14 protein-coding genes and 1 other annotated feature are annotated in these 14,343 nt (G+C 29.0%); of the genes, 11 read left to right on the top strand and 3 right to left on the bottom strand.

Annotated features, from left to right (window positions below; genetic code table 11):
* Nucleotides 1–21: 21 nt before the first annotated feature.
* The 9 genes from recJ to aspS all read left to right on the top strand — a co-directional run bounded on the left by recJ (nucleotide 22) and on the right by aspS (nucleotide 11,571).
* The gene (gene recJ / locus BUB51_RS05360; protein WP_073196099.1) at nucleotides 22–2,562 is read left to right on the top strand and encodes a single-stranded-DNA-specific exonuclease RecJ; all 2,541 of its coding nucleotides are present in this window, start codon (nucleotides 22–24) and stop codon (nucleotides 2,560–2,562) included.
* Nucleotides 2,553–3,065: an adenine phosphoribosyltransferase gene (locus BUB51_RS05355; RefSeq protein ID WP_035161329.1), complete on the top strand. Its 513-nt coding sequence runs from the start codon at nucleotides 2,553–2,555 to the stop codon at nucleotides 3,063–3,065. Before recJ ends, BUB51_RS05355 begins: the two co-directional genes overlap by 10 nt.
* Nucleotides 3,066–3,204: 139 nt before the next feature.
* Nucleotides 3,205–5,364 carry a RelA/SpoT family protein gene (locus tag BUB51_RS05350; protein WP_197051356.1) on the top strand — a complete coding sequence of 720 codons (2,160 nt, stop codon included), beginning with the start codon at nucleotides 3,205–3,207 and terminating at the stop codon, nucleotides 5,362–5,364.
* Nucleotides 5,365–5,377: 13 nt separating this feature from the next.
* Nucleotides 5,378–5,827 carry a D-aminoacyl-tRNA deacylase gene (gene dtd / locus BUB51_RS05345; protein ID WP_035161324.1) on the top strand — a complete coding sequence of 150 codons (450 nt, stop codon included), beginning with the start codon at nucleotides 5,378–5,380 and terminating at the stop codon, nucleotides 5,825–5,827.
* A gap of 11 nt (nucleotides 5,828–5,838) precedes the next feature.
* Nucleotides 5,839–6,459, top strand: coding sequence for an MBL fold metallo-hydrolase (locus BUB51_RS05340; protein ID WP_073196097.1), 621 nt, complete (start codon nucleotides 5,839–5,841; stop codon nucleotides 6,457–6,459).
* A 74-nt stretch (nucleotides 6,460–6,533) separates the two neighbouring features.
* A complete protein-coding gene (locus tag BUB51_RS13015; RefSeq protein ID WP_156099349.1) occupies nucleotides 6,534–6,707 on the top strand; it encodes a hypothetical protein in 174 nt (57 codons plus the stop codon).
* 11 nt (nucleotides 6,708–6,718) lie between these two features.
* Nucleotides 6,719–8,203 carry a coproporphyrinogen dehydrogenase HemZ gene (hemZ, locus tag BUB51_RS05335; protein WP_073196095.1) on the top strand — a complete coding sequence of 495 codons (1,485 nt, stop codon included), beginning with the start codon at nucleotides 6,719–6,721 and terminating at the stop codon, nucleotides 8,201–8,203.
* Nucleotides 8,204–8,236: 33 nt separating this feature from the next.
* Nucleotides 8,237–8,450 (top strand) — a binding site (T-box leader).
* Between the two features lie 65 nt (nucleotides 8,451–8,515).
* Nucleotides 8,516–9,784: a histidine--tRNA ligase gene (gene hisS / locus BUB51_RS05330; RefSeq protein WP_073196093.1), complete on the top strand. Its 1,269-nt coding sequence runs from the start codon at nucleotides 8,516–8,518 to the stop codon at nucleotides 9,782–9,784.
* A complete protein-coding gene (gene aspS, locus BUB51_RS05325; protein WP_073196092.1) occupies nucleotides 9,784–11,571 on the top strand; it encodes an aspartate--tRNA ligase in 1,788 nt (595 codons plus the stop codon). The genes hisS and aspS overlap by 1 nt, the downstream gene beginning before the upstream one ends.
* Nucleotides 11,572–11,596: 25 nt before the next feature.
* On the opposite strand, the gene BUB51_RS05320 is transcribed toward aspS, so the two are convergent.
* From BUB51_RS05320 to BUB51_RS05310, 3 genes are read right to left on the bottom strand one after another with little or no spacing between them, the layout of a single operon-like run.
* On the bottom strand, nucleotides 11,597–12,142 hold the full coding sequence (locus tag BUB51_RS05320) for a permease (protein WP_081943444.1): 546 nt from the start codon (nucleotides 12,140–12,142) through the stop codon (nucleotides 11,597–11,599).
* On the bottom strand, nucleotides 12,139–12,621 hold the full coding sequence (locus BUB51_RS05315; protein WP_035161314.1) for a permease: 483 nt from the start codon (nucleotides 12,619–12,621) through the stop codon (nucleotides 12,139–12,141). The genes BUB51_RS05320 and BUB51_RS05315 overlap by 4 nt, the downstream gene beginning before the upstream one ends.
* Nucleotides 12,622–12,624: 3 nt before the next feature.
* Nucleotides 12,625–12,939: a cupin domain-containing protein gene (locus BUB51_RS05310; protein ID WP_073196090.1), complete on the bottom strand. Its 315-nt coding sequence runs from the start codon at nucleotides 12,937–12,939 to the stop codon at nucleotides 12,625–12,627.
* Between the two features lie 101 nt (nucleotides 12,940–13,040).
* On the opposite strand from BUB51_RS05310, the gene BUB51_RS05305 reads away from it, so the two are divergent.
* Nucleotides 13,041–13,727, top strand: a complete 687-nt coding sequence (locus BUB51_RS05305) for a Crp/Fnr family transcriptional regulator (RefSeq protein WP_035161309.1) — start codon at nucleotides 13,041–13,043, stop codon at nucleotides 13,725–13,727.
* Between the two features lie 278 nt (nucleotides 13,728–14,005).
* On the top strand, nucleotides 14,006–14,343 hold a 338-nt coding region (locus BUB51_RS05300), incomplete at its 3' end, for a hypothetical protein (RefSeq protein ID WP_200791896.1).

The raw sequence follows: 14,343 nt of genomic DNA, 5'->3' as shown, positions 1-14,343 counted from the left end.
TTGATGTAGTAGGTGAGATATATGATAAGATATGACAAGTTTATAAAATTATACAATGAAGATTACAGTAATATAAATGAAATTAGCAGTGCTTTTAGCATATCTAGTATAACTGCGAAAGTTCTTATAAATAGAGGGATTAAAACTGTAGAAGAATGTAAAAACTTTATTAATGTAAGTTTAGAAAATCTATACAATCCTTTTTTGCTTAAAGATATGGATGTAGCTGTTGAAAGAATAATTAATGCGATTCAAAAAAATGAGCAGATATGGATTTATGGAGATTATGATGTGGATGGAATTACCAGCACAACGATTTTAAAGTTGTATTTACAAAAGATAGGCTGCAATGTTAACTATTATATACCTGATAGGATGACAGAGGGATACGGTGTTAATAAGGATGCTATCGATTATATAGTAGATAAAGGTGGACAACTTATTATTACTGTCGATTGCGGTATTACAGCTATTGATGAAGTCAAATATTGTAATGAAAAAGGTATTGAGATTATAATTACAGATCATCACTTGTGCAAAGAAGAAATGCCTAATGCTCTGGCAGTGATAAATCCTAATAGAAAAGATAGCGATTACCCTTTTAAAAAATTGGCTGGAGTAGGGGTTGCATTTAAACTGATTCAAGCCATATCCAACAAATTGAATATTGAAATCCCTATAAGAGAAATATTACCTATTGTTGCGATAGGGACAGTAGCAGATGTTGTTTCGCTAACAGGCGAAAATAGGATTTTAGTAAAAGAAGGTTTAGCATTAATCAATCAAACTGAAAATATAGGAGTTAAGGCTTTATTAGAAGTAACTGGATTAAAAGATAAAGAGATAACGGTTGGACATGTAGGATTTGTAATAGGCCCAAGAATTAATGCAGCTGGAAGATTAGGTTCTGCTAAAACTGGTGTTGAGCTTTTAACGTGTAAATCAAAAGAAAAGGCTTTATCACTAGCTGTAGAATTAGATAGAATAAATAGAGAACGTCAGGAAATCGAGATGCAAATATTAAAAGAAGCAGAAGAAATTATTAAAAATGATAGCAGATATGAAAAAGAAAAAGTGCTTGTAATTGCAAAAGAAAATTGGCATCATGGTGTAATTGGGATTGTAGCATCACGAATATGCGAAAAATACTTTAAACCATGTATTTTAATAGCGATTGAAGGTAATCAAGGTAGAGGGTCAGCTAGGAGTATACCGACTTTTGATATATATGAGGGATTAAGTAGAGTAAGTGAGTTTTTTAATAAATTTGGCGGACATAAACAGGCTGCAGGGTTGTCAATTAATACAGAAAAAATTGAAGACTTTAGGAAAGGAATAAATGAGATTGCCGAAGAATTACTTATGGAAGAAGATATGATTGATGAGATAAAAGTTGATGATGTACTAAAGATTAAAGATATAGATTATAAAATTATAGATGAATTAAAATTATTAAAACCATATGGTATTGGTAATCCTTCTCCGTTATTTATTAGTAAAGATGTGAAACTTATCAATATTAAAGCGGTTGGTTCTGAAGGAAAACACTTAAAGTTTAGTATTGAAGATGAAGGAAATGTTGTGGATTGTATAGGTTTTAATTTGGGTTATAAGATGCAATATATTAAAGAAGGCGATAGAGTAGATATCGTATTTTTACCTGATGTAAACATATATATGAATGAAACAAAGATTCAATTAAATATAAAGGATATATTTATTAGGAATAAGATTAGCAATGATATTGAGGAAAAATATTATTTAGACTTTATTTATAACTTAAAAGAAAAAAGGAATAATACTATTTCTAATCCAGATAATAAAATAATCATTAAAAAAGTTGATGATAGGATAAGATATTTAATTGGATTTCTGCATAATAATGATAATACTTTGGTCATAATAAATAATTTATTAAATGCAAAGAGAGTAATTAATGAGTTATATTTTCAAGGGAGAGAGTTTAATAAAAGAATATCTATTAATATTGGGGATGAATTTAAAATTAGGACAAATACGTTACTAATAAGTCCGCTATATAGAGGATATGACTTAAGTGTATTTGATAAAATAATTTTTTTTGATATTTGTTTTGATGAAATCGATTTTTTTGATATAATAAAAAAGCTAATATATAAAGAAGTATATCTTTTATTCGATGAAAAAGATTTTAAAATGAACCAAGTTCTTTTAAATGACTTTATTCCTAAATTAATAGAATTGAGAATTATTTACAAAACATTTCTTTTAAATAAAAAGAATGTATTTAAAATTGATATTGAAAGTTATTTTAATTATTTAAGTAAAAATTTTAAAATTAAAATTAATAGAAGTAAATTTATTTTTATACTTGAAATATTGAAAGATAGTAATTTGATTGAATATAAAATTGTTCAAAATGATTATTATATAAAATTAAAACAGAAACCGAAAGATAACATCGAAATATTAGAAATACCTGTATATAAGAGTGCAAATTTTCTATTAGATAATCAAAAAAGAATGAAGAATACATTTCTAAATTTATTTGAATTAAAGAAGGAGGAAATGATATGGATTTAAAAAGCAAAATCAGAAACATTAAAGATTTTCCAAAGGAAGGAATAAATTTTAAAGATATAACGACTGTTTTAAAAGATAAAGAAGCTTTTCGCTACTTAATAAATCAAATGGCTGAAAAATTAAGAGATAAAGAAGTAGATATAATTGTTGGACCTGAAGCGAGAGGATTTTTAATAGGAGCTCCTTTGGCTTATGAATTAGGTGCTGGATTTGTTCCAGTACGTAAGCCCGGTAAATTACCAGCAGAGACAGTAAGTGTAGAATATGAATTAGAATATGGTACGGATAAGTTAGAAATGCATAGAGATGCGATTAAGCCAGGGCAAAAAGTTGTTGTGGTTGACGATTTATTAGCAACAGGAGGAACAGTACATTCTACAGTAAAATTGATTGAAGAACTTGGTGGAGAAGTAGTAGCAATCAGTTTCTTTATAGAATTGGAATTTTTAAACGGTAGAGAATTACTTAAAGATTATGAAGTTAACTCAATAGTTAAATTCTAATAAAAATTAAATTGTATCTATTAATAATCCCACATATGTGGGGTTTTTTAATATAAGTGGTTTAGTTAATGGTATTATTATGTTATACTATATCTATATAATTTATCGGAATCATTAAAGTTATAAAAGAAGAGGGTGGATGAATTTGTTAAACAGTCTTATAGATAAAATAAAGCAGTATAACCCTCATGGTGATATAGATATTGTGAAAAAAGCTTATTATTTTGCAGAAGTTTCACATGAAGGGCAGTATAGAATATCAGGAGATAAATATTTTATACATCCTTATAATGTTGCTTTAATATTAGCGGAACTTAATATGGATACAACCACTATAGCTGCGGGATTGTTACATGATGTGGTTGAAGATACAGAAGTAACATTTGATGATATCGAGAGAGAGTTTGGACTAGAAATTAGAAATTTGGTTGATGGAGTTACAAAACTAAGAAAATTAAAATTTAGTTCGAAACAGGAAAGACAAGCAGAAAATTTGAGGAAAATGATTATTGCAATGTCTAAAGATATCAGAGTTATTATAATTAAATTAGCAGATAGACTTCATAATATGAGAACATTGAATTACATGTCTGAGGCCAAAAAGAAGGAGAAGGCTTTAGAAACTCTCGAAATATATGCGCCTATTGCTCATAGATTAGGTATTTCGAAAATTAAGTGGGAATTGGAAGACTTAGCATTAAGATATCTTGATCCTGAAGGTTATTATGATTTAGTGGAAAAAGTATCGATGAAGAGAAGGGAAAGGGAGAAATATATTAATACAGTTATAGAGATATTGTCTAAAAAATTAGAAGAAATGGGTATAAAAAGTGAGATTAATGGTAGGCCTAAACATTTTTATAGTATCTATAGAAAGATGGTTTATCAGAATAAGACTTTTGAACAAATATATGATTTAACTGCTATTAGAGTTATAGTAGATAGTGTTAAGGATTGTTATGGCGTATTAGGTATAGTGCATACAATGTGGAAACCAATTCCCGGCAGGTTTAAGGACTATATTGCTATGCCTAAACCCAATATGTATCAATCTTTGCATACTACAGTTATTGGGCCACAGGGAGAACCTTTAGAAATACAGATTAGAACATGGGAAATGCATAGAACAGCAGAATATGGAATAGCAGCACATTGGAAATACAAGGAAGGTATAAGTAAAAGTGATGATTTTGATAAAAAATTAAGTTGGTTAAGACAATTATTAGAATGGCAAAAAGAGTTGAAAGACCCTAAAGAGTTTATGGAGTCATTAAAAATAGATTTATTTACGAATGAAGTTTTTGTATTTACACCAAAAGGCGATGTAATTAGTTTGCCGGCAGGTTCAACTCCAATAGATTTTGCATATAGAGTTCATACTGCTGTTGGGAATAATTGTATAGGAGCTAAAGTAGATGGAAGGATAGTACCTCTTGATTACAAATTAAAAAATGGCAATATTGTAGAAATTCTTACTTCTGCTAATAGTAATGGTCCAAGTAGAGATTGGTTAAAATTTGTAAAAAGTAGTCATGCAAAAAGTAAAATTAAGCAATGGTTTAAGAAAGAAGAAAGAGCACAAAACATTAATAGAGGTAAGGAGCAAATTGAAAAAGAAGTAAAAAGGCAAGGTTTTAAGTTGACTGAAATTTTAAAGGAAGACTGGTTAAACGAAGTAGCTTCTAAATTGAGTCTAAGTAGTATTGATGATTTATATGCTGCAGTAGGATATGGTAGCATTACGATACCGCAGGTAATTCATAGGTTAAAAGAGCTTCATAAAGAGTATTACAAAAAAGATGATAAAGACGAAGATATAATAAAGCAGACTAAAAATAAAAAAGAATATAGACCAACCCAGGGGGTAAAGATTAAAGGTATAGATAATATCATGGTTAGATTTTCAAAATGTTGCAATCCAGTACCAGGAGATGAAATAATAGGTTATATTACTAGAGGAAGAGGAGTTTCGATTCATAGAAAAGATTGTCCTAATATAGCCGATTTAAGTATACAAGATAGATTTATAGAAGTAGAATGGGATAATGCTAAAAAGGTTTCTTATTTAGCAGAGATACAAATTAAAGCTACCGATAGATCGGGATTATTATCTGAAATTACACAATTATTAACAGAGAAAAATTTAGCGGTTACTTCATTAAATGCTAGGACAAATAGAGAAAAAATAGCTCTTATAAATTTAGTTTTAGAAATTAAGAGTGTTGAGCAATTAAACGAGTTAATGAGAAAAATAAGAAGTATTAATGGGGTTATTGACGTATATAGAGTAATAACTTAGAAAGGATGAGAGAATGCGAGCAGTTGTTCAAAGAGTTACAAAGGCTAGCGTTAGTATAGAAGGTGTTGTAGTGGGCAGTATAAATAAGGGTTTACTTGTACTTCTGGGAGTAGGACAAGATGACAACGAAAAGGATCTAGATTATCTATGTGATAAAATTGCGAATTTAAGAATATTTGAAGACGAAAATGGTAAAATGAATAAATCATTAGTTGATATTAATGGAGAATTACTAGTAGTATCACAGTTTACACTATATGGAGACGTAAGAAAAGGCAGAAGGCCAAATTTTATGAATGCAGCTGAACCAAAAAAGGCAGAAAGCATGTATTTAGAATTTGTTAATAGAACTAGAGAAAAGGGCGTTAAGGTTGAAACTGGAAGATTTGGAGAACATATGCATGTAGAATTAATCAATGACGGCCCTGTTACTATTTTATTAGATAGTAAAAAGATATTCTAGGAGGGATAATAATGATTCTTGAAAGATTGCCTGTTGGAGTATATTCTGCAAATTGCTATATTATTGGCTGTGAAAAGACAGGCGAAGCTGCAGTTGTTGATCCGGGCGGAGATGTCGATGTTATACTAGAAAAGATAGAAGAATTTGGATTGAAAGTTAAATATATAATATTGACTCATGGACATGGCGATCATATAGGAGGAATAATTGAATTAAAAGAAAAGACGAATGCGAAAGTATTAATACATGCTGACGATGAGTATATGTTAAAAGACAGCGACATGAATTTATCAAGTAAAATGAGTATAAAAAATATTGAAATAAATCCAGATGACGTGCTTAAAGATGGAGATATAATTGAAATTGGTAAGTACAAGGCTTATATTATTCATACTCCTGGTCATACAAAAGGAAGTATCTGTATAAAATTAGAAAATAACATATTAACAGGAGATACATTGTTTGCCGGTTCGATTGGTAGAACAGATTTACCAGGAGGTTCACATGATAGTATTATAAAATCAATAAAAGAGAGACTATTAATTTATGATGATGACGTTAAAATATTTCCAGGACATGGTCCTGCAACGACTATAGGTATTGAAAAGATAACAAATCCATTTATAGTATGAAAATATGTTTAATAGAGTATACTCTCAAAGATAGGTGGGAAAATAATACTAAACTATCTTTTGGGGGTGGTTTATTGAAAGTATCAGAATATATCTATGGAAAGAAGAATTTATATGATGATATTATTTTAAGTGATATAATTGAAATTAGTTTATTAAATATAAGTAAAGGTGATATAGCTAATGAATTTTATTTATCGAATAAATCTTTAGATAGATTATTAACAGAAATAGAAAAGGATTATTGAGGAGAATTGGAATGGTTAGTGTAATTTTGAAAGGGCATGATTTTACTTATGAAGTATTTGAATTATTGAGAGCATTTTTTGTCAATGATGAAGTAAAATTTATAGATGAGAAGGCTTTGGTTGATGACCAAAGCCTTTTGATAGAAAGTATATTATATAAAAATGATAACTATTATGTGGCTGAGACTAATATTAAAAAAAGTGATAAACTTTTAAGTTCGTCAATTATCAATGAAGCAGAAAAAATTGTAGTAAAGGATTTCATTGAAAAAAAGAAATTGAAAACTATGGTTAAAATGTCGATTTATGAAGCAGTTACAGAAATTGTTGAAACGAAAGTTCCTTGGGGAATATTGACGGGAGTAAGACCTACGAAAGTGGTACATGAACTAATTGATAAAGGTTACAATGACGAATTTATTTTAGAAATACTGTTAAATAATTATAAGATGTTTAGAGAAAAAGCCAAATTAATTTTAGATATTGCTAAATTGCAGAGAAAATATATATATCCTATTTCAAAGAGGGATTTTAGTTTGTATATTAGTATTCCATTTTGTCCAACAAGATGTTTATATTGTTCTTTTCCTTCTAATCCTTTAGATAAATCTAAAGATTATATTAGTGATTATGTTGAAAAGCTGCTATACGAAATAAATAGGGTTGGGGAATTAACAGGAAATATGAAAATAAATACCGTTTATATTGGTGGAGGTACCCCTACATCAATTCCTATTTTATATTTAGAAAAAATAATTGATAGAATTCAAAATGTATTCGGGACAAGTAATATAATAGAATTTACGGTTGAAGCTGGGCGCCCAGATACGATGACGAGAGATGTACTTACAAAGTTAAAAAAGTTGGGAATTGATAGAATAAGTATAAATCCGCAGACTATGAATGAGAATACACTAAAATTAATTGGCAGAAAGCATAGTTCAGAAGATATTTTAAAGGCTTTCGATTTAGCAAGAGAGATAGGCTTTAACAGTATAAATATGGATTTGATTGTTGGATTGCCTAATGAAAATGTTGAAGATATAATAAAAACGATGGAATTTATAGTAAAATTAAAGCCGGATAATTTAACTGTTCATACCATGGCAATTAAAAGAGCTTCAAAACTAAATGAGAGTTTAAATGATTTTAAACTGTCAAAACAAGAAGAGATTGAAAAAATGATTGATGTTACGAAGAAATTCGCATATGAAATGGGAATGTATGCATACTATTTATATAGACAGAAACAGATTTTAGGCAATATGGAGAATGTAGGATATACTCTGCCGGGTAAAGAATGTTTATATAATATTTTAATTATGGAAGAAAAGCAGACGATTTTAGCCGTTGGTGCAGGTGGAGTGTCTAAAATTTTCTTTCCAGATGAAAACAGAATTGAACGTGTTCCAAATGTAAAAAGTCTTTATGAGTATTTAAATCGTGTTGAAGAAATGGTTGAAAGGAAGAAAAAGTTTATTGAGTTATTGACATAAAGAGATATTTTAATTATAATAATCTAAAATATTATAAATACTATGAAGGAGAGGAGTAGTTAGATCACTGAGCTAAAGAGAGCCGGTGATGGTGGAAATCCGGTGCTTATATCTAACGAAGACACTCTGGAGTAGATAGCTTGAAATTAAGTAGGGCTATTCGCTAGACCGGCGTTAATGGTAATAAAGTGGGGTATTATTTACCCAATAAGGGTGGCACCGCGGGATTTAACCTCTCGTCCCTGTCATATAGTTTAGGCAGAGATGAGAGGTTTTTTTAATAATATAAAAATTAATAAAGGAGGGTTAAGAATGGCTATGAAAGCACCAAGAGGTACGAAAGATGTATTACCTGCAGATTCATATAAATGGCAATATTTAGAGAATTTATTCAGAGAAACATGTCAGGAATTTGGATATAAAGAAATTAGAACGCCAATTTTTGAACATACTGAATTATTTGAAAGAGGCGTTGGAGAAACAACCGATGTGGTTCAGAAGGAAATGTATACTTTTGAAGACAGAGGTGGGAGAAGTATAACATTAAAACCTGAAGGAACAGCTCCTATTGTACGGGCTTATGTAGAAAATAAGTTATTTGCAGAGCCACAACCTGTTAAAGTTTTTTATATAACTCCAGTTTTGAGATATGAAAGGCCACAAAAAGGAAGATTAAGAGAACATCATCAATTTGGAGTTGAAGTTTTTGGTGCAAATAGTGCATCTATAGATGCAGAAGTTATAAGTTTAGTTTGGACAATTTATAAAAAATTAGGTGTTGAAGATATAGAACTTAATATAAACAGTGTAGGATGTCCAAAATGTAGAAAAGAATATAATAAGGTACTTAAAGATTACTTATCAGATAAATTGGAAAACTTATGTTATACATGTCAAATAAGATATGAAAAAAATCCAATGAGAATTATTGACTGCAAAAATGAAAAATGTCAATCCGAATTAAAAGACGTACCATTGATGATTGATTATCTGTGCGATGAATGTAAAAATCACTTTGAACAAGTTAAAAATTATTTATCTATCCTTGATATTAAATTTACTGTAAATCCAAAAATTGTAAGAGGATTAGACTATTATACGAAAACAGCTTTTGAATTTATTTCAACTGAAATAGGGGCAAAATCGACTGTTTGTGGTGGTGGAAGATATGACGGATTAGTTGAAGAAATTGGAGGGCCACCAACACCGGGTGTCGGATTTGGTATGGGAATTGAAAGACTATTGTTAACTCTTGAAAATAAAGGCATTGAAATTCCTAAGCCTGATAGATTAGAGGTTTTTATTGTTACAATAGGGGAAAATGCTGAAAAAGAAGCTTTCAAAATACTATATGATTTGAGGAAAGAAGGAATATCAGCAGAGAAAGATTATTTAGGAAGAAGTATAAAGGCACAATTTAAATATGCAAATAAATTGAATGCTAAATTTACGTTAGTATTAGGAGAAGATGAATTGGACAAAGGATTAGTAAAAATTAAGGATATGGATACTGGACAGCAGACAGATGTCAAGATTGAAGATATATCTAAATTCATTAAAGAACAAGGAGGTAATATGTAATGGGAGAGACGATGGGTAAATTAAGACGTACTGCTATGTGTGGTGATTTAAGAATTGAGGATATTGGTAGAGAAGTCGTATTGATGGGCTGGGTTCAAAAAAGAAGGAATTTAGGAGGTTTAATTTTTGTAGATTTAAGAGATACAACAGGAATTGTTCAAATAGTTTTTGATAAAGATGTATCGGAAAAGGCTTTTACAGAGGCAGATCAGATTAGAAGTGAATACGTAATTGCAGTAAGAGGAAAAATTTATAAAAGACAATCTATAAATAAGAATTTACCAACAGGTGAGATAGAAGTATTTGCAGAGGAATTAAGGATATTAGATGAAGCAGAAACTCCACCTATTTATATAAAAGACAATGATGATGTTTCAGAAGCTATGAGATTAAAATATAGATATCTTGATTTAAGGAAACCGTCGATGCAGCAAAAATTAAAGATTAGACATAAGACAGCGAAAATTGTAAGAGATTTTTTAGATGAAAACAATTTTATTGAAATTGAAACACCTATGCTTACAAAAACAACTCCAGAAGGAGCAAGAGATTACCTTGTGCCTAGTAGAGTTAATCCGGGTAAGTTCTATGCTTTACCTCAATCTCCACAGTTATTTAAACAATTATTAATGATATCAGGGATGGACAGATATTATCAAATAGTAAAATGTTTTAGAGATGAGGATTTAAGAGCTAATAGACAGCCTGAATTTACACAAATAGATATAGAGATGTCATTTGTAGATGTAGATGATGTGATCAGCATTAATGAAAAGTTACTATATAGAATTTTTAAAGAAATAAAGGGAATTGAAATAGAACTACCTATACAAAGAATGAGCTATAATGAGGCGATGGAGAGATATGGTTCTGATAAGCCAGATTTAAGATTTGGATTTGAACTAAAAAATATATCTGATATCGTTGCAAATTCAAATTTTAAAGTATTTTCGGGAACTATTAGTAATGGCGGCAATGTTAGAGGAATTAATTTTGAAGGATGCGCTGAAAAGTTTAGTAGAAAGGAAATTTCTAAACTAGAGGATTTTGTAAAAACGTATGGTGCAAAAGGGCTTGCTTGGATAAAGGTAGCTGAAGAAGGGATATCATCTCCAATAAGTAAGTTTTTAAGTGAAGATGAGATTAAAGCTATTTTAGAAAGAATGAAAGCAAAACCAGGAGATTTGCTAATGTTTGTAGCAGATAAGCCGTCAGTAGTATTTGATGCATTAGGGCATTTGAGAGTAGAAGTTGCTAAAAGGTTAGATATAATAGATAAAAATGAGTTCAAATTAGTCTGGATAACTGATTTTCCTCTTTTTGAATATGATGAGGAAGAAGGCAGATACGTAGCTAAACACCATCCATTTACACATCCGGTAGATGAAGATATTAAGTTTTTAGAGACTGCTCCTGAAAAAGTAAGAGCAAAAGCCTATGATATCGTTATTAATGGAGATGAAATAGGTGGTGGAAGTATAAGAATTAATAATTCTGAACTACAAGAGAGAATGTTTAAAGCATTAGGTTTTACTTTAGAGGAAGCATGGAATAAATTTGGATTTTTACTTGAAGCGTTTAAATATGGTGCTCCTCCTCATGGTGGCATTGCATACGGCTTTGATAGATTGGTTATGCTGCTTACAGATAGTGACAACATAAGAGATGTAATTGCATTTCCTAAAACACAGAATGCAACTTGTTTATTGACTAATGCACCATCTAAAGTTTCAAAAGAACAATTAGATGAATTATATATAAGTGTTGAATTTAATGAGGAGAACTAAAAAGCTGGGCGATTTGCCCAGCCTTTTAATTTAATTCGATTATTTTTTTCTCTATATTTGGAACATTGCTACGTTTAACAAATAATGAAACTAAATAAGACATACATAGGATTGAAATTATAGTTAGAATCCATCTTAAAAACATAAATTTGATTCCTAAAAATTTTGCTTCGTTTAACAACATTGGGACTTTGATAACAGCCCATGAACTTAATATTATTACTATATTTGAAACACTAGCTCCTTTTTTGATTAGAGTTCTGCATATAGGGAATGCAGCATATATAGGGCCTGCTGAAAAACTACCAAGAATAAATGATAGTATGATACCTTTAAAACCTGAATTTTCTCCTAGATTATTTAGTATGACTTTTTTTGGAACATTTTTTTCTATTAAAGCTGTTATAACAAAAATTGCAGGCATTATTTCTAACATTTCTTTCACGTAATACATACTATTTTTTACTGATAGGATGGCTTTATCCGTATTTACTAAAAAGAGTATCAAATAAGTTAAGCTAACAAGAGTTAGCAACTTATTTTTTTTAATTTTCATTAAAATATTATTCATATTAGTACCCCCATTAAGAAAGAAATAAATAGAGCAAATACAAAGCTTAAAACATTTCTTATTACCGCAAATTTTGTACCAAAATTTTTCTTTTCTAAAGGAAAAGTAACAATTCCAACCATCGTTAAAGTAGTTAAAAAGGATGCTATAGGAATTATACTAGCCCCTCTATCGACTAAAGAGCCAACTAGAGGGAAAGCGACAAAAGCCGGAATTAATGTTATACTGCCTATTAAAGCAGAAACTATAGTAGATAATATTACTTTTGAATTTCCCATAAAGTCTTTTATAATATGAGGGGGAATAAAAGTTAAAATCAATCCAATCAGAAATAAAACTGCTATAATTTCTCCTATCATGTTTTTCATTAAATTTTTAGCCATTTTCATTGAACTTATAGTTTTTTTCTTATCTTTACCTAGAAAAACTATAAAGAGTATAATAGTAATAAACCATAATAAAATAGTAAAAAGATCCATTTTTTATCTCTCCATATCTTTTGGATTTGGTGCTTTTACTACGAAGAATTCAAGAATTTCATCATCTAAATTATTTACATTCATTTTAGTTTTGAAAGGGATGTTTAGTATAGTGCCTTTACTGTATTTTTGAGGTGAATTGTCATTTAGACTAATAGTCATTGTACCTCTTACAATTATCATATAAACATTAGAATTTGAATAATGTTCAGGTAATCCCGTATTTTTAGGGAGTATCATGTGATTTAGTACAACATTATCATCATCAATTATTTTCTCAATTAATCTTTCATTATAGTTAAAAACTTTTTCAATCATGGCAAAACCTCCTTTTATTATTTTCACTTATATATTATAATTTCAATATGGATATAATTCTGTAACCTATGTTACGTATATAATTGGAAAAGGAGTAATATATGAGACTGCTAAAGTATATTTCAGTATTAAAGAAGACAAAATTGTTTAAAAATTTTTCAGATAATGATATTATTGCTTTATTTAATGAAAATAATTATAAAATTAAAGATTACCCAAAAAGGGCAATAATATATTTACAGAATCAAGAGTGTAAAAGTTTTGATATGATTCTCAAAGGAACTGTAATTGTAAAGACAATAGATGAAAATGGGAAGGTATTAACTGTATCAGAATTTAAAACTGGAGATACTATAGGTGGGAATTTATTATTTGCTGATTGTAATAATTATCCGATGACTATCGAAGCAAAAACGGAAACAACACTGCTGCATATGGATAAAGAATTAGTATTAAGATTTTGTCAGATGGATATGAATTTTTCGAGTGAATTATTAAGAGCGATATCTAATAAAATATTGATAATTGGAACAAAATTAAAATCTATAACTATGAAGACTATAAGACAACAAATAATAGAGTTTTTAGCTAATCAGTATTATATACAGAATACACCCGAGATTAAACTAAATATGAGTAAAAAAGAATGGGCTGAAAAACTGGGAGTTCAAAGGCCGTCACTTTCTAGAGAATTGTCTAAAATGAAAAAAGAAGGGCTGATAGATTATGATAGAAAAACAATATTCATTAAAGATTTGGATATGATTAAAAATTATTTAAATTACTAACAGGTTAGAATATTAATATTCAAAGTAAAAACACTAAAAGTTCTTTTATTGATGAAGATGATAAGCTGTGCTATTATTTAATAAGACAAAATAAATAGAGTGTATTAACCAACTTATAAATTAAAACTCATCCATTATTAGATTAATTTAGTGCATAAATCTTAAATTTAAAATTGAACTAAAGAGGTAATTAACAGTTACAAAATATTTATAAAAACCTTAAAACAATTATAAATTCAAAAGATAGTTAAGAAAAATTATAGAGGGAGTTAAAAAAAATGAGTAAATCTATAGTTGAAAATAAAAACATAAGAACATACAAAATGAGAATAAAAGACAAAAAATTCAAATCAAAGGTTATAGATTATATTTACAAGTATAGACATTTTGAAAATATGTATATAATACTCCTTAATCAAGACTATAAACAAAACATTGGAGATTTTAGGTTGTTAACTAATTATGAAATAATGAGAGCACTATTTAGGGGAACTACTCCAAAAAAGCTAGAAGAAAAGCTAACTTATATCAGAAATAAATATAAAAACCATCAAATAATGAATGACTTAATAAACTTATCTAAAGAACTTAAAATTCATAATATAGTAGAAATAAT

The organism is Caloranaerobacter azorensis DSM 13643, from assembly GCF_900129995.1.
GTDB lineage: Bacteria > Bacillota > Clostridia > Tissierellales > Thermohalobacteraceae > Caloranaerobacter > Caloranaerobacter azorensis.
This window is presented reverse-complemented; position numbering and strand designations above follow the sequence as displayed.

Bases quoted from the DNA above. Each gene is read 5' to 3' on its own strand.
- recJ (WP_073196099.1), top strand. From the start codon at position 22: ATGATAAGATATGACAAGTTTATAAAATTATACAATGAAGATTACAGT.
- BUB51_RS05355 (WP_035161329.1), top strand. From the start codon at position 2,553: ATGGATTTAAAAAGCAAAATCAGAAACATTAAAGATTTTCCAAAGGAA.
- BUB51_RS05350 (WP_197051356.1), top strand. From the start codon at position 3,205: ATGAATTTGTTAAACAGTCTTATAGATAAAATAAAGCAGTATAACCCT.
- dtd (WP_035161324.1), top strand. From the start codon at position 5,378: ATGCGAGCAGTTGTTCAAAGAGTTACAAAGGCTAGCGTTAGTATAGAA.
- BUB51_RS05340 (WP_073196097.1), top strand. From the start codon at position 5,839: ATGATTCTTGAAAGATTGCCTGTTGGAGTATATTCTGCAAATTGCTAT.
- hemZ (WP_073196095.1), top strand. From the start codon at position 6,719: ATGGTTAGTGTAATTTTGAAAGGGCATGATTTTACTTATGAAGTATTT.
- hisS (WP_073196093.1), top strand. From the start codon at position 8,516: ATGGCTATGAAAGCACCAAGAGGTACGAAAGATGTATTACCTGCAGAT.
- aspS (WP_073196092.1), top strand. From the start codon at position 9,784: ATGGGAGAGACGATGGGTAAATTAAGACGTACTGCTATGTGTGGTGAT.
- BUB51_RS05320 (WP_081943444.1), bottom strand. From the start codon at position 12,142: ATGAATAATATTTTAATGAAAATTAAAAAAAATAAGTTGCTAACTCTT.
- BUB51_RS05315 (WP_035161314.1), bottom strand. From the start codon at position 12,621: ATGGATCTTTTTACTATTTTATTATGGTTTATTACTATTATACTCTTT.
- BUB51_RS05310 (WP_073196090.1), bottom strand. From the start codon at position 12,939: ATGATTGAAAAAGTTTTTAACTATAATGAAAGATTAATTGAGAAAATA.
- BUB51_RS05305 (WP_035161309.1), top strand. From the start codon at position 13,041: ATGAGACTGCTAAAGTATATTTCAGTATTAAAGAAGACAAAATTGTTT.